At 35.4% G+C, this 18,436-nt stretch carries 22 protein-coding genes and 1 pseudogene; 1 reads left to right on the forward strand and 22 read right to left on the reverse strand.

The features are described 5' to 3' along the window. Positions 1-107: 107 nt before the first annotated feature. The 7 genes and pseudogenes from E2R68_RS14215 to E2R68_RS14220 all read right to left on the reverse strand — a co-directional run. Positions 108-230, reverse strand: a complete 123-nt coding sequence (locus tag E2R68_RS14215; RefSeq protein WP_279587482.1) for a hypothetical protein — start codon at positions 228-230, stop codon at positions 108-110. Between the two features lie 224 nt (positions 231-454). Beyond that, entirely contained in the window at positions 455-700 is a 246-nt protein-coding gene (gene ytfK, locus E2R68_RS12180; RefSeq protein WP_134277962.1) for a DUF1107 family protein, read from the reverse strand. Positions 701-897: 197 nt separating this feature from the next. Continuing rightward, positions 898-1,365, reverse strand: a complete 468-nt coding sequence (locus tag E2R68_RS12185; RefSeq protein WP_134277963.1) for an FxsA family protein — start codon at positions 1,363-1,365, stop codon at positions 898-900. Between the two features lie 91 nt (positions 1,366-1,456). Continuing rightward, a complete protein-coding gene (locus tag E2R68_RS12190; RefSeq protein WP_134277964.1) occupies positions 1,457-2,596 on the reverse strand; it encodes a 3-phenylpropionate MFS transporter in 1,140 nt (379 codons plus the stop codon). Between the two features lie 138 nt (positions 2,597-2,734). Further along, the gene (locus tag E2R68_RS12195; RefSeq protein ID WP_134277965.1) at positions 2,735-3,352 is read right to left on the reverse strand and encodes a prepilin-type N-terminal cleavage/methylation domain-containing protein; all 618 of its coding nucleotides are present in this window, start codon (positions 3,350-3,352) and stop codon (positions 2,735-2,737) included. After that, the gene (locus tag E2R68_RS12200; protein ID WP_243834679.1) at positions 3,346-3,750 is read right to left on the reverse strand and encodes a GspH/FimT family protein; all 405 of its coding nucleotides are present in this window, start codon (positions 3,748-3,750) and stop codon (positions 3,346-3,348) included. Before E2R68_RS12200 ends, E2R68_RS12195 begins: the two co-directional genes overlap by 7 nt. Positions 3,751-3,792: 42 nt before the next feature. After that, positions 3,793-3,885, reverse strand: a pseudogene (locus tag E2R68_RS14220) (prepilin-type N-terminal cleavage/methylation domain-containing protein); the annotation flags it as partial. 199 nt (positions 3,886-4,084) lie between these two features. Between E2R68_RS14220 and E2R68_RS12205 the strand changes: the two are divergent. Further along, the gene (locus tag E2R68_RS12205) at positions 4,085-4,270 is read left to right on the forward strand and encodes a DUF3545 family protein (protein WP_134277967.1); all 186 of its coding nucleotides are present in this window, start codon (positions 4,085-4,087) and stop codon (positions 4,268-4,270) included. A gap of 166 nt (positions 4,271-4,436) precedes the next feature. Here the strand turns inward: E2R68_RS12205 and rpoS are convergent, their stop codons facing one another. The 15 genes from rpoS to recO all read right to left on the reverse strand — a co-directional run bounded on the left by rpoS (position 4,437) and on the right by recO (position 18,379). Continuing rightward, on the reverse strand, positions 4,437-5,423 hold the full coding sequence (gene rpoS / locus E2R68_RS12210) for an RNA polymerase sigma factor RpoS (RefSeq protein WP_134277968.1): 987 nt from the start codon (positions 5,421-5,423) through the stop codon (positions 4,437-4,439). Positions 5,424-5,533: 110 nt separating this feature from the next. Further along, a complete protein-coding gene (locus E2R68_RS12215) occupies positions 5,534-6,364 on the reverse strand; it encodes a peptidoglycan DD-metalloendopeptidase family protein (protein ID WP_134277969.1) in 831 nt (276 codons plus the stop codon). Positions 6,365-6,371: 7 nt separating this feature from the next. After that, on the reverse strand, positions 6,372-6,953 hold the full coding sequence (locus tag E2R68_RS12220) for a YqaA family protein (RefSeq protein WP_166738854.1): 582 nt from the start codon (positions 6,951-6,953) through the stop codon (positions 6,372-6,374). 45 nt (positions 6,954-6,998) lie between these two features. Then, positions 6,999-7,745, reverse strand: a complete 747-nt coding sequence (surE, locus tag E2R68_RS12225; protein ID WP_134277970.1) for a 5'/3'-nucleotidase SurE — start codon at positions 7,743-7,745, stop codon at positions 6,999-7,001. After that, positions 7,742-8,785, reverse strand: coding sequence for a tRNA pseudouridine(13) synthase TruD (gene truD / locus E2R68_RS12230; RefSeq protein ID WP_208380236.1), 1,044 nt, complete (start codon positions 8,783-8,785; stop codon positions 7,742-7,744). Before truD ends, surE begins: the two co-directional genes overlap by 4 nt. Further along, positions 8,785-9,264: a 2-C-methyl-D-erythritol 2,4-cyclodiphosphate synthase gene (gene ispF, locus E2R68_RS12235; RefSeq protein ID WP_134277971.1), complete on the reverse strand. Its 480-nt coding sequence runs from the start codon at positions 9,262-9,264 to the stop codon at positions 8,785-8,787. The genes truD and ispF overlap by 1 nt, the downstream gene beginning before the upstream one ends. Next, complete coding sequence (gene ispD / locus E2R68_RS12240) at positions 9,261-9,965, reverse strand: 2-C-methyl-D-erythritol 4-phosphate cytidylyltransferase (protein WP_134277972.1); 705 nt, start codon at positions 9,963-9,965, stop codon at positions 9,261-9,263. Before ispD ends, ispF begins: the two co-directional genes overlap by 4 nt. 23 nt (positions 9,966-9,988) lie before the next feature. Then, positions 9,989-10,270 (reverse strand): cell division protein FtsB, encoded by a 282-nt coding sequence (ftsB, locus tag E2R68_RS12245; protein WP_134277973.1) that lies wholly within the window; start codon positions 10,268-10,270, stop codon positions 9,989-9,991. A gap of 105 nt (positions 10,271-10,375) precedes the next feature. After that, complete coding sequence (locus tag E2R68_RS12250) at positions 10,376-10,936, reverse strand: phosphopyruvate hydratase (RefSeq protein WP_243834680.1); 561 nt, start codon at positions 10,934-10,936, stop codon at positions 10,376-10,378. Positions 10,937-11,192: 256 nt separating this feature from the next. Further along, positions 11,193-12,491 (reverse strand): phosphopyruvate hydratase, encoded by a 1,299-nt coding sequence (gene eno / locus E2R68_RS12255; protein WP_134277974.1) that lies wholly within the window; start codon positions 12,489-12,491, stop codon positions 11,193-11,195. 118 nt (positions 12,492-12,609) lie between these two features. Beyond that, positions 12,610-14,247: a CTP synthase gene (gene pyrG / locus E2R68_RS12260; RefSeq protein ID WP_134277975.1), complete on the reverse strand. Its 1,638-nt coding sequence runs from the start codon at positions 14,245-14,247 to the stop codon at positions 12,610-12,612. A 309-nt stretch (positions 14,248-14,556) separates the two neighbouring features. After that, positions 14,557-15,372, reverse strand: coding sequence for a nucleoside triphosphate pyrophosphohydrolase (mazG, locus tag E2R68_RS12265; RefSeq protein WP_134277976.1), 816 nt, complete (start codon positions 15,370-15,372; stop codon positions 14,557-14,559). A 30-nt stretch (positions 15,373-15,402) separates the two neighbouring features. Then, on the reverse strand, positions 15,403-16,629 hold the full coding sequence (locus E2R68_RS12270) for an aminotransferase class V-fold PLP-dependent enzyme (RefSeq protein WP_134277977.1): 1,227 nt from the start codon (positions 16,627-16,629) through the stop codon (positions 15,403-15,405). A 259-nt stretch (positions 16,630-16,888) separates the two neighbouring features. Continuing rightward, positions 16,889-17,629, reverse strand: coding sequence for a pyridoxine 5'-phosphate synthase (gene pdxJ, locus E2R68_RS12275; protein ID WP_134277978.1), 741 nt, complete (start codon positions 17,627-17,629; stop codon positions 16,889-16,891). 48 nt (positions 17,630-17,677) lie between these two features. After that, positions 17,678-18,379 (reverse strand): DNA repair protein RecO, encoded by a 702-nt coding sequence (gene recO / locus E2R68_RS12280; protein ID WP_134277979.1) that lies wholly within the window; start codon positions 18,377-18,379, stop codon positions 17,678-17,680. Between the last annotated feature and the right edge of the window lie 57 nt (positions 18,380-18,436).

An 18,436-nucleotide genomic window follows, 5' to 3' on the forward strand; every position in this document is an offset into this window, starting at 1 on the left:
GATTATAACGACATAGTCGATCAATGTTGTAGGGCTTGGAACAGCTTCTGCGAAGACACAAGCCGAGTCATTTCATTATGCTTTAGAGACTGGACTAAATTGGAAACTTAATTAACGGAATTGGTATTAGCTAACGGACCAAAATCTAAACCATTAATAACTGTTGTTTCTTGAGAAAAAGTTAAGGGTGAAGTTAATAATAAAGCAGTCAGTATAATTTTATTTTTCATCATCTTTTCCTTTTGATGGACAATCTCCGTATTGGATAAAAGTGAGTCTAATCAGGAAGTAAGAAATGAATATTGATTTGTGTCATTTTAATAATGAGTATTATTTACACTTATCAAAGCAGCATATAGAAAATAGAAAATTGAGAGATTAATCATTAAATTTGGGAAGGAGAAAAAGGCTTGGCAACTTATTCATCCTTAAAGAAGTTGCGTTCGATATTAAACTAGATAGACACTGTTTTAGAACGTGAAAGCTCAGAAACCACTTTATTTATTTCACTAACAGCTATAAGTACTTTATGCTCTTTATTAACATGTTTATAGGCAACAACTTTTCCATCTACAACTCTAAATCGACCTAGGCCAGCAATAAATATACGGCCATTAAAAAAACCCTTAACAAATTTAGCTATTTGACGAGGTTGATACTTTTTAAAACTTCTTAATGTAATTGAACGATTAACTTTCATCGTCATCCCTTTTATTATTTTTGTTTTATTCATAATATGAAGTGAATAATTTAATGCGCATATTACTTTGTTAACATGACACTTTTATTACTATGACATAATTTGTCATAAAACATACGCTTTATCGATCAATTATCAACTGCAATAGTGACTTATGTGACTACCATCAAAATAATACGTATAACAAAAGTCAAATATCAATCAATTCTTTTTTCTTCTTTACGTTCAAACTCACCTTCAATGACCGAGTCATCATCTTGATTTTTTTGAGTAAAACCTTGTTGAGAAAAACCACCCATTGTTGCAGATGAAAATTTAACATTTGCCATCAAAGCTTTAGCAATGTTGGCGCGAATACTAGGTACTAATAATAATAAACCACAGAGATCAGTGACAAAACCAGGGGTCACTAATAACACACCTGTAATAATTAACATGATGCCTTCGATTAATTGTTGCCCAGGCATTTCACCTGCAGCCATACGGCGTTGTAACTCTCGCACTAACTGTAAACCTTGACTGCGTACTAATGCAGAACCAACTAATGCAGACACAATGACCAATAAAACAGTTGGCCAAGCACCTAAAAAGCCACCCACTTTAACTAAAACATATATCTCTAATAAAGAAACACCGGTAAAGATTAAAAACAATCGTGCAAACATAACTACCCCAATTAATAAAAGATCACCCCTATTAGATGGGGATTAAATATAAAAACTCAACCTAATGGCTTTAAAAGCTTAATAATGATGCTTATTCTACACGCCACTTCTTTAAAAAAATGAAAACGGGTAATAAAATGATAACCATCCACAAAAATATAGTGCTTTGTTGAGGAATGTATATCCAACCAGAAAGAAATGTTAATAAAGCCATCATTAACCCTAACGCAACACTCGAATATAAAGTTTGATATCCCACCATCAAGTGATCAGACTGTAATGCAATAAAGCGCATAGCAGCAAGATGAGCAAGTGCAAAAGTGAATGCATGAAAAGTCTGTAGTAACATTAACAAAGTAAAGTCGGTTGTTTGCGATAAAACACCCCAACGTATTATCCCAGCAATTAATGCAAGTAAGATCATTTGTTTAATACTCCAGCGCTTAAACCATTTATCGTTAAAACGCATTAATAAAACTTCAGCACAAACTCCCATCCCCCAAAATAAAGCAATATCAAATTCAGAAATCCCCATGGAATCCCAATACAAGGCACTAAATGCATAATAAGCAGCATGACTGCCCTGTATTAACCCAACGATCAATAAGAAATAGATAACACTCGGTTGCTTTAATAATAAAAATAAACCTCTGTTATTGCCTTTGGAGTTATCATCTTGCTCTTGTAATTGTGGGTTAAGCTTTATCAAACTTAAACAGTAGATACAAAAGCTAGCCACAATCATCAGCCAGAGAATACTTTCATGGCCATACTCAGTGATCGTCCAACCAATAAAAGTTGAACCTACGATAAAACTAACCGATCCCCATAAACGCACCTGCCCATAATTAATTTGGATTTGTTTAACTAATCGAGTACCTACAATATCCCCCAACGGAACCATTGGTGCCATTAAAAAATTGAGCAATAAAGTTAATGCAGCCAGTGCATACCAACCTTGGAAGTAAACTAAAACCAATAAGCAAAGAAAGATACTAAAGCTTAAATAAGAGATAAGTTGCAATGGAGCATTGGCTGTTTTAAGACGTGGTAACAAACCTAGATTACTAGCAAAACGTAATAATAATCCCAGCGAAAATAATGTGCCTATTTGTTCAGGGCTAACACCTTTATCTGCTAACCATATTCCCCAAAATGGTAAGAATATCCCCCATATAAAAAAGAAAAAAACAAAATAAGTCGTTAACCAATATTTAGCTGAGATATGCAATTCTGACTTCCTGTGCTTATAAAAATAACGACGGTATTGAATTTAAGTTCAAAGATAAAAATTGCTCTCAAACTAAAATAAAAATGAAGATTATAGGTATTACAACCTTAATGACAGTTCAAAGATAGGCTAAACAATTTAATGAAATTCTCTATTACGTACTTGAATACGAGTTTGTAACTGATGTTTATAATCACTATTAGCAACAAGCTCTGCTGCAACATGAATATCTACACTACGAATAGTCACCTGAGCATTAGAAACCACACTTTCAACAAAACTTAATTCAGTCACTTTTACAAATTCAGGATATGTTAAATTTACCCAAGTCCCGCTACTGAAACAATTACTTGCTTGGATATCAACCCGCTTACCAAATTGTACACTTTTATTCTTAATAGAATAACGAAAGGCCATAAAATGGGAAGTTGTTGCACTGTCTGTTTGATCATAGTTATATGCATAAACAATACATTTTTGCGTAGTACTATTAATTGAGTCAATCACCTTTGCTTTACCAGCCCCAACCATATATTCATTTCCGCCATAACCAGCGCGGCGAATATCTTCTTCCATTAAAGCAACTAAAGCTTGTAAATCAGTACGAAGGCGTGAAAATTTAAGTGCTTTGGCACTCGCTGTTACATTAGTGACATATAAGCTGATCACCATTGCCAGCAAAACAGAACCTAATAATAATGAAATCAGAATCTCTATTAATGTAAAACCTGATTTTTTATTATGGCAGCCTAACATTTTGGGTAACCTAATTGACTTTTATTAGGAGCACAAACTCTTAAACGCATGGCGCTTTGAATAACTGATAATGAATTTTGTTGACTATTACTGATAGTGATTGTGCCACTTTCTACACTAAAACGTAACGCGCCATAAGAAGCTTCTTTCCCAGCAAAAGTTAACTTATCAGCATCTATTGATAAGATTTTCCCATCAGCTAAATCATATACTTTTTCAATACCATCTAATTGACACGAATTTTCACTAAAACAATCACAATTTGATTGTTCACTAACTCCCATTTTCCAAATACTTTGTTGCTGACAAAAACGTACATATATTTTGTTATTACGTTTAACTGCCTCTGTTTTAACAAGTTGCAGTGTGTAATAAATCTGATCTATTCGATGAGTCAACGTCTGGTTAGCAATTAAACCTTGGTAGGAAACCGTAGAGATTGCAACAACAATCCCTAAGATAATAAGCGAGATAATTAACTCTATAAACGTAAAGCCTTTATAACGAAAGATAAGGACTCCCCCTATACTTATTTAAAGTGAGTCTTTCAGCATAGAAGATAATACAATTTATTGATAATAACCTGATGTTTGTAATATTAAGAAATAGTGATGTACATACCGATTAAGCAATTAATTAAAACATCATACTAGCGTAATAAAAATGTCATCTATAATCATTATTGTATGCAATATACACACACTCTTGGAATGTAATATTTAAGGAAATGATATGAGACAAATTCAATTAAATGATACGGAAATTATCAATGATAGCCTCTTCCACACTCCTGTGAAACGTAAAGCAGCACCTCGTAAGTGGCGTGAAATTGAAAATATTAAAGCCCAGCTTTTATTAGCAAAGGAGTTACGTGAAATTGACTCTTCTTTCAGTTTATCTGAGTCGGAGATTGCATAAATTTATTGAAACACTTATACCTATCACATTAAGTGGCTATGTATTAAATAACGATGTGATTTACTACGATAGGTATTAGGTGCTTACAGCAGAATAAATATTATTAAGAGATAAACTAAAAAACGCATCCACTGGATGCGTTTTTTTAAAGTATTAAAAAGTAGATTTATAAATCATATTGAAATAAAGCATCAATAGATAAACCTTGTTGAGATAAAACATCTCGTAATGCTTTTAGCGCCTCAACTTGGATTTGACGAACACGCTCACGTGTTAAACCAATCTCTTTCCCCACATTTTCTAAAGTAGCAGCTTCATAACCTAGCAAACCAAAACGACGAGCTAATACTTCGCGTTGTTTAGGATTTAAATCCTCTAACCACTCAACTATACGCAGTTTCATATCATTGGTTTGTAATTCATTTTCTGGTGTACAGTCATTACTATCAGGAATGATATCCAATAATTCTTTGTCTGAACTATTACCAATCGGTGTATCGACAGAGCTAATACGTTCGTTTAGTTTTAGAATTTTAGAAACTTCTTTAGCTGATACATCAAGCTCTTTTGCAATATCTTCAGGGGTAGGTTCGTGGGTTAATTTATGTGCTAGTTCCCGTGCTGTTCGCAAGTATACATTTAATTTTTTAACGATATGAATAGGTAATCGGATCGTACGGGTTTGGTTCATGATTGCACGTTCAATCGTTTGACGTATCCACCAAGTTGCATAAGTTGAAAAGCGAAATCCTTTTTCAGCATCAAACTTCTCAACAGCACGAATTAACCCTAAATTACCTTCTTCAACTAAATCAAGTAATGATAATCCTCGATTATTATAACGACGTGATATTTTAACAACGAGACGTAAATTACTTTCAATCATACGTTTACGCGCAACTTCATCACCGCGCTGTGATTTTCGAGAGTAATAAACTTCTTCGGGAGCAGTTAATAAAGGAGAGTAACCAATTTCTCCTAAGTACATTTGCGTTGCATCCATGGCTTTATAATCAACGCCAGCAGCAAAACGTTCAACTTCTTCAGGTTTTTCGGCGATCACTTTTTCTTCAATATCGTCATCAATGACAAGACTGTCATTATAATTATTTAGCTCAGTATTATTTGTATTAATTGCCGTTTTCCCGACCATAGTTAACACTCCCTTAATAACGCTTAATATTTTGATGAACAATTATTTCATGTAGGCCTTATTATTTTATATGTTGCTAATAAACGCTTTCCCCATTCAGACATAAAATATTATCTTTTAGGTAAATAACGTAATGGGTCCACAGACTTACCACGGTAACGGATATCAAAATGTAATCCAACACTACGAGTACCGCTGTCTCCCATAAGAGCTATTTTTTGGCCTACTTTAACCAGTTCATTTTCTTTTATTAATATTTTTTCATTATGTGCATAGGCACTTAAGTAGTCATGGTTATGTTTAATAATGATCAGATTGCCATATCCTCTCAATCCACTACCTGCATAAACCACTTTACCAGCAGAAGCTGCATAAATAGGTGTCCCACGGGCATTAGAAATTGAGATCCCTTTCATACCCTGTGAAGAGCTACCAAAAGTCTTTGTTAATCGACCCTTGCTCGGCCATTGCCAATCACTCACCTTTTCATTATTTTCTTGCTGACTAGACTGTTGTTTTGTGGCGTTTTTTTCAACGACCTTGTTAGCAGAATATTCGTTTGAGGCGTTTTTAACAACCCTACTTTTGATATTTTGTTTACAGCTTTGACCTGTGCAACTTGTAGCGCCTGGTTTATGTGTTTTTTGTGAATGGGATGCTGTTTTATTATTGCTTTCTTGTAATTTTAATACTTGTCCAGTCCTGATCAGATAAGGTGGTTTCAAATTATTACGTTGAATTAAAGCTTCTACATCACTATCGGTACGCCAAGCAATGCCATATAAAGTATCTCCGGATTTAACTACATATTCTTCAGTAGATGAATATACAGACGGTCGACTACCTTGATGTGATTTAACATCATATACAGGCGCTCTGCTACTATGCGAGGAGCAGGCAGTTAGTACAAATAACACAAAAATAAATGATATAGTTTTCACAATAAACTTAATGCTTCAAAATAAAATACAGCACAATTGCCGCAAAAATAGTTAACCAACCGAGTTGATCGATATATTGACTTAATTTAGCTTCCATTTTCTCACCGCCTAATACCATTAGGCCAGCCACCAAGAAAAAGCGTAACCCTCTGCCAATAAAAGCAGTTAATACAAATGGCCAAAAGAGCATACTCATGGCACCAGCAGTAATAGTGAAAACTTTAAAAGGAATAGGCGTAAAACTAGCAATAAAGATAACCATGATCCCCCATTCATTAAACCATGATTGAGCGGTGATCATTTTATCTTGATACCCCATCATATCAATAAATGGAAGAACAACAGGATCATATAAAACACTTCCTAAATAGTAGCCAACTGCACCACCTAAGACTGAAAACATGGTTGCACCTAAAGCATAATGCCAAGCACGTTTGCGCTTAGCTAAAGCCATTGGAGCAAGCATTATATCCACAGGAATAGGCCAAAAAATGGATTCTACAAATGCTGTTAAATATAAATAAAACGGAGCATATTTATGTTTTGACCAAAGCATTACTTTTTCATATAACGGAGCAAATATTTTCACTTAATCTCTCTTTTAATAAATATTGAAATGGATAAGACAAGGATATTAAAATGCACTTAACCATTGTTCTAAAATAGGTAATTGTTCAGTAGCTGTTAAATCAACTTTAATAGGAGTAATAGAGATATAACCATGCTCAATAGCATGAAAATCAGTCCCCTCTCCTGCATCAGCTATATTGCCCGGAGGCCCTACCCAAAAAATTTCACGCCCTCTTGGATCTATACTTTCTTCAATCATTTCAGCTTGATGCCGTTTTCCCAAACGAGTAACTTTTATACCTTTAATATTTTCAAAAGGTAAATCTGGCACATTAATATTAAGTATTTGTTGTTGTGATATAGGAGAGGCTAACAGATGCTCCACTATTTTTTTTGTATAGAGAGCAGCCGTTTCATAATGTGTTGTTCCTACTAATGAAACTGCAATCGCAGGTAAACCTAAAAAGCGTCCTTCCATTGCAGCAGCAACCGTACCAGAATATAAAACATCATCCCCCATATTAGCACCCGCATTAATACCCGACACAACTAGCTTGGGCATGCTCTCACATAATATATTAAGCGCGAGATGCACGCAGTCTGTAGGAGTCCCATTAACTGAAATAAAACCATTCTCTAAATGCTGTTTTCTTAATGGTTGATCCAGTGTTAATGAGTTGCTCGCACCACTATGATTACGTTCAGGTGCAACAACTAAGGTTTTAATTTCGTTTATTTTACTTAACTGTTGCTGTAAAGCTAATAAGCCCGGAGCTCGAACACCATCGTCATTACTAATCAATAACATCATGCATTCATCTCAATGAGTTCTCGAATAATGCTCGTTGCATAGCATCCAGCAGGCAAGTAAAAATCAATTGTCACCTTATTTTCATCTAACCATTGATAATTAAATTTTTCCGGTATTAATAATAAAGGACGACGTTCTTGTTTTAAACCTTCCTTCGCTAATCCAACTTGTAGTGCTGCAAATGAACTCAAACAATCTAGCTCATACTGTTTTGCATCATCGCATGAAGTTAATTCACCAGCCCCCCATAAAGGCGCTGTTAAACATACTTCTCGAGTAGTCAAACGTTGTAACGTTTGCTCTGATAAATCAGGTAAAGGAAAAAATGAACGATTAGCAACAAATTGAACACAATCACCTAAAAGAGGAGTTGACTGTAAGTTATCACTAATTCGTTGTGAGATAACACAATTAAATAAATAGCTTCTTGCTGCGCTCAAATACATACCTCGTTTAAAACGATCTTTTACTTTCCGACCATTAAAAAGTTGTAATGCTGCATTAACGTTATGGCCATCAAAGCCAAAACGTTGATTACCAAAATAATTAGGCACACCTTGCTGTATTTTATCTAATACTATTTGCAAACTTTCTTTATCAGATACCTCGCGTAGTACAATAGAGAATGAGTTGCCAGTTAAACAACCTGTCCGTAGTTTTTTATTATGGCGAATCACTTTTAAAATGGTGACCCCTGGTAACTCAAATTCATTAAAATCTGGTGTTACTTTTCCTGGAATATACAAAGAAAACCATTGATACGTTTCAGCTTGTCGATCTTTTAAACCAGCATAACTTACATTCTTAGCGGCAATACCTGCGAATTTAGCTAATTGACGCGCTAAATAATCAGTATTTTCACCAATTTTTTTAACCCATAAACAAACATGCTCACCTTCACCTGTGAGTTCAAAACCTAAATGCTCTTCTACTTTGAAGTCTTCACAATATTGTTTAAACCGAGCGGTACAGCTTGGTTTGCCATACAAGTAGTTAAAATCCAATGGATAAATCATTTTCTCTAGCGATACATCGCTCATTAGGCTTCCTTTAATAAGATGACAACAGCGTGTGTTGCGATCCCTTCTTTGCGCCCCATAGGCCCCAATTGTTCAGTGGTTGTTGCTTTGACATTCACATTACCAATGTCTGTATTTAATAAACCAGATAACTCACCACGCATTGCATCAATATAAGGAGACATTTTAGGTGCTTGCGCAATAATCGTAATATCTAAATTACCTAATCGATAACCTTTTGTGATAGCAAGTTGATAGACTTGTGAAAGTAATTTTCGACTATCCACTCCTTTATAAGCAGGATCATTATCAGGGAAATGACGCCCTATATCTCCTAAGGCTAAGGCCCCTAAAATAGCATCACAAACAGCGTGTATTGCAACATCCCCATCAGAATGAGCAAGTAAACCTTGTTCATAAGGAATTTTTATACCTGAAATTGTAATTGGGCCTTCACCACCAAACTTATGCACATCATAACCATGACCAATTCGGATCATATTGTTTCCTTAACTGGGATATTAAATTTAGAAAGGTAGAATTCAGCTAATAAAAGATCTTCAGCTTGTGTGACTTTTAAGTTATCACTACGTCCTTCAATTATAGTGACATCCCCTCCTACCATCTCAATGGCAGATGCTTCATCAGTAATTAAATGCTGATCTTCAATTTTAACAATGGCATCAAGTAACTGTTGGTTTTTAAATAATTGAGGAGTTAAAGCATGCCATAAATTATGTCGTTCTACCGTTTGTAAAATGTGATTAGATTGATCACTACGTTTCATAGTGTCACGCACTCTATAAGCTAACATTGCACCACATTTAGCTTTTTTAACGTATGCAATAAGCTTATTAATATCAGACAACTGAATACAAGGACGCGCAGCATCATGCACTAATACGTATTCATCAACTGGTAAAATACTTAATGCATTAAAAACAGAATCAACTCTTTCTTTACCACCTTCAACCACAACCAATTTAGGGTGTTGAGCTATAGTTAATTGGCTAAACCATTGATCATTTTCAGCAATAGAGACAACAACTTTTTTTATCTCAGGGTGTGCTAGAAACGGAGTAATACTATGTTCTATGATTGTTTTATTTAAAATATTTAAATACTGTTTTGGGATCTCTGTACCAACACGTTTTCCGATCCCAGCTGCAGGGATCACTACTGAAAAAGAAATTTCACTCATCCGTTATACCTTTCTTGACGCATTTATCTTTCATCCTTCGGTATAATACGGAAAAATGTTTCGCCCTCTTTAATCAAACCTAATTCATTACGAGCACGTTCTTCTATCGCATTTGTTCCTGTTTTTAAATCATCTATTTCAGAAAACATCATTTGATTACGATTTACTAATTCAGCATTTCCAGCTACAGCAATATTTACTTCTTCAACTAACGCTCTATTATCTTGCAGTCCATTTTTTCCAAACCAGAGGTGATATTGCAACACAGCAAAAAGAAAAATAAAGATAAATAGCAATAAACGCATAGTGTTAAACTCAATATAAAAGAAACAATCATCCCATATTCATGGGAAAATTAAAATATACCAGACCTGCTAAAATAAATTGATAATCGTCATATGATTAATAAATTATTTCTTCCAGAAAAGTAGCTTTTGTTCAACGATTGGAAAATGAGGATGAATAAATAACTTATGAGTCATTATCATCGCTACAATCGCTTTGATGACAATCATCTGTTCAATACCTAATAGGTAATAAGCATATGCGCCAACAAAAGCAGAAAGCAACATAAATGCTTGGAAAAGGCGTAGTTTTTTAACACTTAATGCCGTCAATATAATGGCAAAATCAACCCAAGTTAATAACAAACCAAGTGACGGATTAGCAAGATAATCATTAATTGAAAAATACGTCGCATATAATAAAAAGACGACCATAATAACTAATATTGTACGAGTAGCTGTAATTGATAATTTAGTAAAATCACAAATATAACGATATAAATTAACACTTCCAACAACAAGGTTTAATAATACCTTTGGCATAACACCAATCATAAGGCCCCAAACGACATCATTAACAACAGAAAGAAATGATGCAATCCTCATATTTTTCATTCGATTAAAGACTAATAAAACAATATAGAAGAAGACACTTGTCCATCCAAGTACATCAATTAAATGAGGCATAAATATTTCCAAATAAAACAGCAGATAAATAAATGCCCGCAGTTTACTCTGTCAAACTTCAATAAGATATAACCTAACATCAATGAAAAGTTATTTTCTAAATACACCTAACGAATAAATTAAAAATCGCTAAATAACACCTCCTAGGCAACTTGTTGCTTCTGCCTTAATTTACCAAACGATAGGCAAAAAAAATCCCCAATCTAAGTTGAGGATTTAAATCTTAAAATTTAAAAATCATATTCTATTTAAAGAATTACTGACCTTTAACTTCTTTAAGACCGTTGTAAGGTGCAGCTGCGCCTAGAGCTTCTTCGATACGTAGAAGTTGGTTGTACTTAGCAACACGATCAGAACGGCTTAGAGAACCAGTTTTGATTTGACCAGCAGCAGTACCAACAGCTAAGTCAGCAATTGTTGCATCTTCAGTTTCACCAGAACGGTGAGAGATAACAGCAGTGAAACCAGCATCTTTAGCCATTTTGATTGCAGCTAAAGTTTCAGTTAAAGAACCGATTTGGTTAAATTTGATTAAGATTGAGTTAGCAATACCGTTGTCGATACCACGTTTAAGAATCTTAGTGTTTGTTACGAATAGATCGTCACCAACTAATTGGATTTTGTCACCAAGAAGTTTAGTTTGGTGTGCGAAACCATCCCAGTCAGACTCGTCAAGACCATCTTCGATAGAAACGATTGGGTATTGTTCAGTAAGATCTTTAAGGAAGAAGTTGAATTCTTCAGAAGTGAATTTTTTACCTTCACCTTTAAGGTCGTAGATGTTTGCTTCTTTGTCGTAGAACTCAGATGCAGCACAATCCATCGCTAAAGTGATGTCTTTACCTAATTCGTAACCAGCGTTTGCAACAGCAACTTTGATTGCAGCAAGTGCAGCTTCGTTAGATGCTAAGTTAGGAGCAAAACCACCTTCATCACCAACAGCAGTTGAATGACCGTCAGCTTTAAGTACTTTAGCTAGGCTATGGAATACTTCAGCACCCATACGTAGACCTTCACGGAACGTAGCAGCACCAACAGGTTGGATCATAAATTCTTGGATATCTACAGAGTTATCAGCATGCTCACCACCATTGATGATGTTCATCATTGGAAGAGGCATTGAGTAAACACCAGAAGTACCGTTTAAGTCAGCAATGTGAGCGTATAGAGGTACTTTTTTAGAGATTGCAGCAGCTTTAGCAGCAGCTAGTGAAACAGCTAGAATAGCGTTTGCGCCAAACTTAGCTTTATTTTCAGTACCATCTAAGTCGATCATGATTTGATCAAGTTCAGCTTGTGCTAATGCATCTTTACCAGCAAGAGCTTCAGCGATTGGACCGTTTACAGCTGCAACAGCTTTAAGAACGCCTTTACCTAGGTAACGTGCTTTGTCGCCGTCACGTAATTCAAGTGCTTCACGAGAACCAGTAGATGCACCAGATGGCGCAGCAGCCATACCGATAGAACCGTCTTCTAAATGAACTTCCGCTTCTACAGTTGGGTTACCACGTGAATCCATGATTTCACGACCAAGTACTTTAACTATGTTTGACATGATTTTTCCTTTATTTTAGTAAAAATAAGACTTCAAAATTTCTATGAGTTGCCATGTAATTAAGCAACGCTATATTGTGTAATTTTTTAACAAAAAAATGCGATCTGGTCAACAAAAACTATTCAAATCGTCCTTGTTGATGATCTATCGCAGCTTTTATGAAACCTTTAAACAACGGATGTCCATCACGAGGTGTTGATGTAAATTCCGGGTGGAATTGTGCAGCAACAAACCAAGGATGATTTGGGTTTTCAATGATTTCAACTAATTTTTTATCTGCTGACAAACCAGTAACAGCTAGCCCAGCTTTTTCTAATATTGGTAATAAATTATTGTTTACTTCGTAACGATGACGATGACGTTCAAAAATCTCTTTACTACCGTACATTTCTAATACTTTTGAATTATCAGCAAGGTAACACTTCTGAGAACCTACTCGCATCGTACCACCTAAATCAGAATTTTCAGTACGTTGCTCAACTTCGCCTGTGTTATCAATCCATTCTGTAATTAAACCAACAACGGCTTGTTCTGTAGTTGCATCAAATTCAGTTGAATGTGCATTTGTGAGCCCAGCAACATTTCGAGCAAACTCAATAAGAGCAACTTGCATACCTAAACAAATACCTAAGTAAGGGATTTTATTTTCGCGAGCATATTGTGCCGCTAGAATTTTACCCTCAACACCACGCTCACCAAAGCCACCAGGGATCAGGATAGCATCGACACCATCTAATACTGAAAGGCCCTTGATTTCTACATCTTGAGAATCAATATATTTAATTTTTACTGATGCAGCATTTTTTAAACCACCGTGTTTTAATGCTTCGTTTACAGATTTATATGCGTCTGGTAATTCAATATATTTACCCACCATACCAATAACAACTTCACTGGTTGTATTTGCTTCTTCTGAAACTACTTTTTCCCACTCACTTAAATCTGCTTCAGGGCAGTCTAAACCAAAACGATTAACACAAATTTGGTCTAAACCTTGTTGTTTTAATAAAGCTGGGATTTTATAAATAGAGTCCACATCACGTAATGAAATGACTGATTTCTCTTGAACATTACAGAATAAAGCAATTTTTGCTCGCTCATTGGCAGGGAAGCTAACTTCACTACGACAAATAAGAATATCTGGTTGAATACCTAAACTACGCAACTCTTTTACAGAGTGTTGCGTAGGTTTAGTTTTCACTTCACCAGCAGTTTTTAGGTAAGGTAAAAGCGTCAAATGCATATACATTGCATTTTCTTGACCCACTTTTAAACCTAACTGACGAATTGCTTCTAAAAATGGTTGTGATTCAATATCACCTACTGTGCCACCAAGTTCAACAATAGCAACATCATGACCTTCACCACCAGCAATAACACGGGCTTGAATTTCGTTAGTAATATGAGGGATAACCTGAATAGTTGCCCCTAAATAATCTCCACGACGCTCTTTAGCTAATACGTCAGAATATATGCGTCCCGTTGTGAAGTTATTACGTTTAGTCATTTTGGTGCGAACAAAACGTTCGTAATGACCTAAATCTAGATCAGTCTCAGCGCCATCATCAGTTACAAAAACTTCACCGTGCTGAGTTGGACTCATTGTCCCAGGATCAACATTAATATATGGGTCAAGTTTTAGAATAGTGACGTCTAAACCGCGCGCTTCTAAAATTGCAGCAAGTGAACCCGCTGCAATACCTTTACCAAGTGATGAAACCACACCACCTGTTACGAATATATATTTTGTTGTCATATTAACCCTGAGCCATTAACAATGAGAAAAAGAATTCTAATACCAATTACACTCAATAGCAGATCACACCTTAATGTGATTGGTATCATTTCACCGTAAATAAAAACATGACACAGCAAAAAAACTCAACTTATAAATAAGTAAAGTGTAATTATTAAAGTGTGACCGTTTTATCAAAATGGAGAAAATTGAGCATTTAGATGGGATAGTAGTATAACAAGCCCTATTATTTTCGACAAACAATAAAACACTTTATTGTTAATAAAGTGTTTTAGAAAAAACTATCTATCGGAAGTGCCTAAAATCACGTTATAACTGTTCTTTTTTTACTTCATTCCAGATCGCATCTAATTCATTTAAAGTACAATCACCCATTTCTTTGCCTGATGCTTTAACATGCTGTTCAACCAAACGAAAACGTGAGGAGAATTTGTGATTGGCTTGATTCAATACTTGCTCTGGATTTGCTTTCAAATGACGAACAAGGTTAATATTTGCAAACAATAAATCTCCTAGTTCATCGACAATACGCTCTTTTTGCTCTTCAGCATTTAAGTCTTTTCGTTTAACTTCCACTAATACTTCATCTATTTCTTCATGAATTTTTGCAATAACTGATTCTAATTCAGTCCAATCAAATCCAACACTCGCCACGCGCTTTTGAATCTTATATGCGCGAGTCATAGCAGGTAAAGCTAATGGGATATTATCTAAAATACTTTCTTCTACGTTCAATGATTGTGCTTTTTTAAGGCGCTCTTTTTCTTTCTCTGCTTCCCAATTTGCATTGATTTCTTCATCAGTTGTAAACTCCGAAGTAGAAAACACATGTGGATGCCGACGAATTAACTTTTCATTTAAGACTGCGAGAATGTCGTCAAATTCAAAGAGTTCTTGTTCTTTAGCCATTTGCGCATAAAACACAACTTGAAATAATAAATCTCCTAATTCACCTTTCAGATCATCAAAATCTTTATTCGCAATAGCATCAGCGACTTCATAGGCTTCTTCAATGGTATGTGGAACGACACTATCGAAAGTTTGTTTTAAATCCCACGGACAACCTATTTTCGGTGTTCTTAATTGCTCCATGATGGATAATAATTGGGTTAAGTTTGCTGACATAATAATTCCTAAAAACGATAATTCGAAAGATTAATCCACTAATAATGCAATCACTTTTTTCAAGGCTTCAATAAACATCTTCGCTTCATCTAAGGTGTTATAAATAGAGAAAGAGACTCTGATCGTCCCATTACAATTCAATGCAGACATTAATGGCATTGCACAATGAGTCCCACTTCGAACAGCAATTCCTTGTGCATTTAATAACATAGCGATGTCTGCGCTGTGTTCATTTTTTACGATAAAACTAATGGATCCCGATTTATAAGCGCCTTTTGCAAACACCTCTATTTCAGATATTTGCGACAATGCGTTTTCGGTATATTCGATTAATCTTAATTCATGTTGTTGGCTGGCAATAGCATCTAATTCATTCATAAAATCAATAGCAGCACCTAATCCTATCGCACCTGCGATGTTGGGTGTGCCAGCCTCATATTTAAAAGGTAGTTGATTGTAAGAGCTTTCTTCAAAAGTCACCGTTTTGATCATTTCACCACCGCCCTGCCACACAGGAAGTTGATCTAATAAATCATACTTACCATACAACACACCAACACCCGTCGGACCATATAGCTTATGCCCAGAAAACAGGTAAAAATCACAATCTAATTGCTGTACATCAACGCCTATATGAGCAATAGCTTGAGCCCCATCAATCATCACTTTTGCATCAAACTGATGTGCTAAATCAATTATCTCTTTAATCGGATTAACAATACCTAATGCATTGGACACATGAGCAACGGTAACTATCTTAGTTTTATTTGAAAGTAATTGTTGATAGGCGTGAATATCTAAAGCATGCTCATCAGTTAATGGGATCACCTTGATAATCGCACCTGTTTGCTTAGCAAGTATTTGCCAAGGCACAATATTAGCGTGATGCTCTATAGCACTAATGATGATTTCATCACCTACATTTAATTGCTCTGCAAACACATTCGCTAATAGGTTAAACCCTTCAGTGGTACCTTTAGTCCAAATAATCTCTTGTGAACGTTTAGCGTTAATAAAGTGTTGTACTTTTTCACGGCTTTGTTCAAATAACTGAGTTGCTTGATTACTCAGCGTATGGCTAGATCGATGAACATTAGCATTACTTGTTTGGTAGTAATGACAAATAGCATCAATGACTAATTGAGGTTTCTGAGTGGTGGCAGCATTATCAAGATATATAAGCGCATGCTCATTCACTTGTTGATCTAAAATGGGGAATTGGCGACGTAATTGCTCAATATAAAGATCTGAAATCACGGGCACCTCTTATAAAAAATAAGAAAACAAATAATACCAATTACATTAAGTATGTGATCTAAGTTTTACACAGAAAAAACAATTCAATTCGAGACATAAATTTCGTAAACGTTTGTTCCATTTACGAAATTTATAATAAAGAAGTGATTTTTTTAACCAGTAAAATAGATCCGCTATTTACTGCGATTTGTATAATATAAGGAATAGAAATTGCTAACTGTAAATTAATAGCTATTCACAATTGGCAAGTGATTAATACTTAAAGACTTTGATTACGCCCTTCAACCATTAAACGTTTCATTTCACTCACTGCAGTAGAGAAGCCATCAACTAATGCTCTAGCAACAATTGCATGGCCAATATTTAATTCGATAATTTCAGGTAATGCTGCAATTGCTTTAACATTATGGTAATTCAAACCATGCCCTGCGTTTACCTTAATCCCAGCTTGATGCCCATAAGTTGCAGCTTTAGCAACTCGAGCTAATTCTGCTGCTTGAATGTCTTCATTTTTAGCATCTGCATACTGCCCTGTATGTAACTCTACATAAGCCGCTTTCATTTTTACTGCTGCATCGATCTGAGCTTCTTCAGGATCAATAAATAAACTAACTTGAATGTTAGCTGCATTTAAACGACTTACAGCATCAGCAATTTTATCGAAATTACCTACGACATCTAAACCACCTTCAGTGGTTAACTCTTCACGTTTTTCAGGTACTAAACAAACAAAAGCAGGTTTAGTTTTAATTGCAATCTCAACCATTTCTTCAGTGACTGCCATTTCTAGATTCATTCGAGTTTGTAATGTTTGAGCAAGCACCGCAACATCACGATCATGAATATGACGGCGATCTTCACGAAGATGAATAGTGATCCCATCAGCCCCAGAGGTTTCAGCCACAGCTGCTAAATGTGCAGGCTCTGGGTAACATGTACCACGTGCATTACGAAGTGTTGCAACATGGTCGATATTCACGCCCAATAATATTTTGCTCATGCTCTTTCCTTTATTCTCTTTAATTGTCCGCAAACGATTTATTACAAGTTATTTACTTGCGAATAAAGTGCGGCTATGTAACGGTTTATCACCTAATAATTCGGCCAATGCTTGACGACAAAAACGCTTAGCCATTTTTAATGTTGTATCTGTATCAAGTTTACGTTGCGATAAGTTAATAATGTCTTCACCATCATAAACGTGTTGAGGGTTACAAATAGCTTGTTTAGCAAAGAACCCGAGTTGTTGCTTATATTGATATTGAAAACCTGACTCTATGAGTTCATCGCTATAAACATCACGATCGAAGTTAACGCCATAACCCAGTGTTTCTAATAAGGTAAGCTCAAAAAGACGCAATGCTTTTTGTGGATCATCATCACGAGCAATACTAATTAATGTACGCTGATAACATTCGAACAAACCATCGCAGGCAGTTTCTGCTTGTAACAACCGATACAATAACTCATTGATATACATAGCAATATACAATCTTTGTCCATGCAATGGGACAACCTGAGTCTGTGCTTCTAATGACTTAACTGTTTTTAAACTTCCTCGACCAAAGTAACTCGCCAGTAATAATGTAAAAGGTTGCGCCATACCACGCTTCATGCGTGTACTACTACGCCCACCTTTAAACACTAAACTTACCTTACCTATATCTTGACAGAACAGATCAACTATCTGACTCGTTTCACCATAAGGACGGCGATGTAATATAAAAGCATTGTGGCACTCAATAGACATAAATTACGCCATCATTAACAACTAAAACAATAGTTGGGCTGTTAGTTCCTAATAAAA

The sequence above is a fragment of the Psychromonas algarum genome (assembly GCF_004376845.1).
Classification (GTDB): domain Bacteria; phylum Pseudomonadota; class Gammaproteobacteria; order Enterobacterales; family Psychromonadaceae; genus Psychromonas.

What these genes read in the sequence shown, in the direction of transcription:
- ispD (WP_134277972.1), bottom strand. Translation starts at nt 9,965, where the DNA reads ATGAGTGAAATTTCTTTTTCAGTAGTGATCCCTGCAGCTGGGATCGGA.
- pyrG (WP_134277975.1), bottom strand. Translation starts at nt 14,247, where the DNA reads ATGACAACAAAATATATATTCGTAACAGGTGGTGTGGTTTCATCACTT.
- E2R68_RS12195 (WP_134277965.1), bottom strand. Translation starts at nt 3,352, where the DNA reads ATGTTAGGCTGCCATAATAAAAAATCAGGTTTTACATTAATAGAGATT.
- rpoS (WP_134277968.1), bottom strand. Translation starts at nt 5,423, where the DNA reads ATGGTCGGGAAAACGGCAATTAATACAAATAATACTGAGCTAAATAAT.
- surE (WP_134277970.1), bottom strand. Translation starts at nt 7,745, where the DNA reads ATGATGTTATTGATTAGTAATGACGATGGTGTTCGAGCTCCGGGCTTA.
- E2R68_RS12250 (WP_243834680.1), bottom strand. Translation starts at nt 10,936, where the DNA reads ATGCCTCATTTAATTGATGTACTTGGATGGACAAGTGTCTTCTTCTAT.
- E2R68_RS14215 (WP_279587482.1), bottom strand. Translation starts at nt 230, where the DNA reads ATGAAAAATAAAATTATACTGACTGCTTTATTATTAACTTCACCCTTA.
- E2R68_RS12205 (WP_134277967.1), top strand. Translation starts at nt 4,085, where the DNA reads ATGAGACAAATTCAATTAAATGATACGGAAATTATCAATGATAGCCTC.
- pdxJ (WP_134277978.1), bottom strand. Translation starts at nt 17,629, where the DNA reads ATGAGCAAAATATTATTGGGCGTGAATATCGACCATGTTGCAACACTT.
- eno (WP_134277974.1), bottom strand. Translation starts at nt 12,491, where the DNA reads ATGTCAAACATAGTTAAAGTACTTGGTCGTGAAATCATGGATTCACGT.
- ispF (WP_134277971.1), bottom strand. Translation starts at nt 9,264, where the DNA reads ATGATCCGAATTGGTCATGGTTATGATGTGCATAAGTTTGGTGGTGAA.
- ftsB (WP_134277973.1), bottom strand. Translation starts at nt 10,270, where the DNA reads ATGCGTTTATTGCTATTTATCTTTATTTTTCTTTTTGCTGTGTTGCAA.
- E2R68_RS12185 (WP_134277963.1), bottom strand. Translation starts at nt 1,365, where the DNA reads ATGTTTGCACGATTGTTTTTAATCTTTACCGGTGTTTCTTTATTAGAG.
- recO (WP_134277979.1), bottom strand. Translation starts at nt 18,379, where the DNA reads ATGTCTATTGAGTGCCACAATGCTTTTATATTACATCGCCGTCCTTAT.
- truD (WP_208380236.1), bottom strand. Translation starts at nt 8,785, where the DNA reads ATGAGCGATGTATCGCTAGAGAAAATGATTTATCCATTGGATTTTAAC.
- mazG (WP_134277976.1), bottom strand. Translation starts at nt 15,372, where the DNA reads ATGTCAGCAAACTTAACCCAATTATTATCCATCATGGAGCAATTAAGA.
- ytfK (WP_134277962.1), bottom strand. Translation starts at nt 700, where the DNA reads ATGAAAGTTAATCGTTCAATTACATTAAGAAGTTTTAAAAAGTATCAA.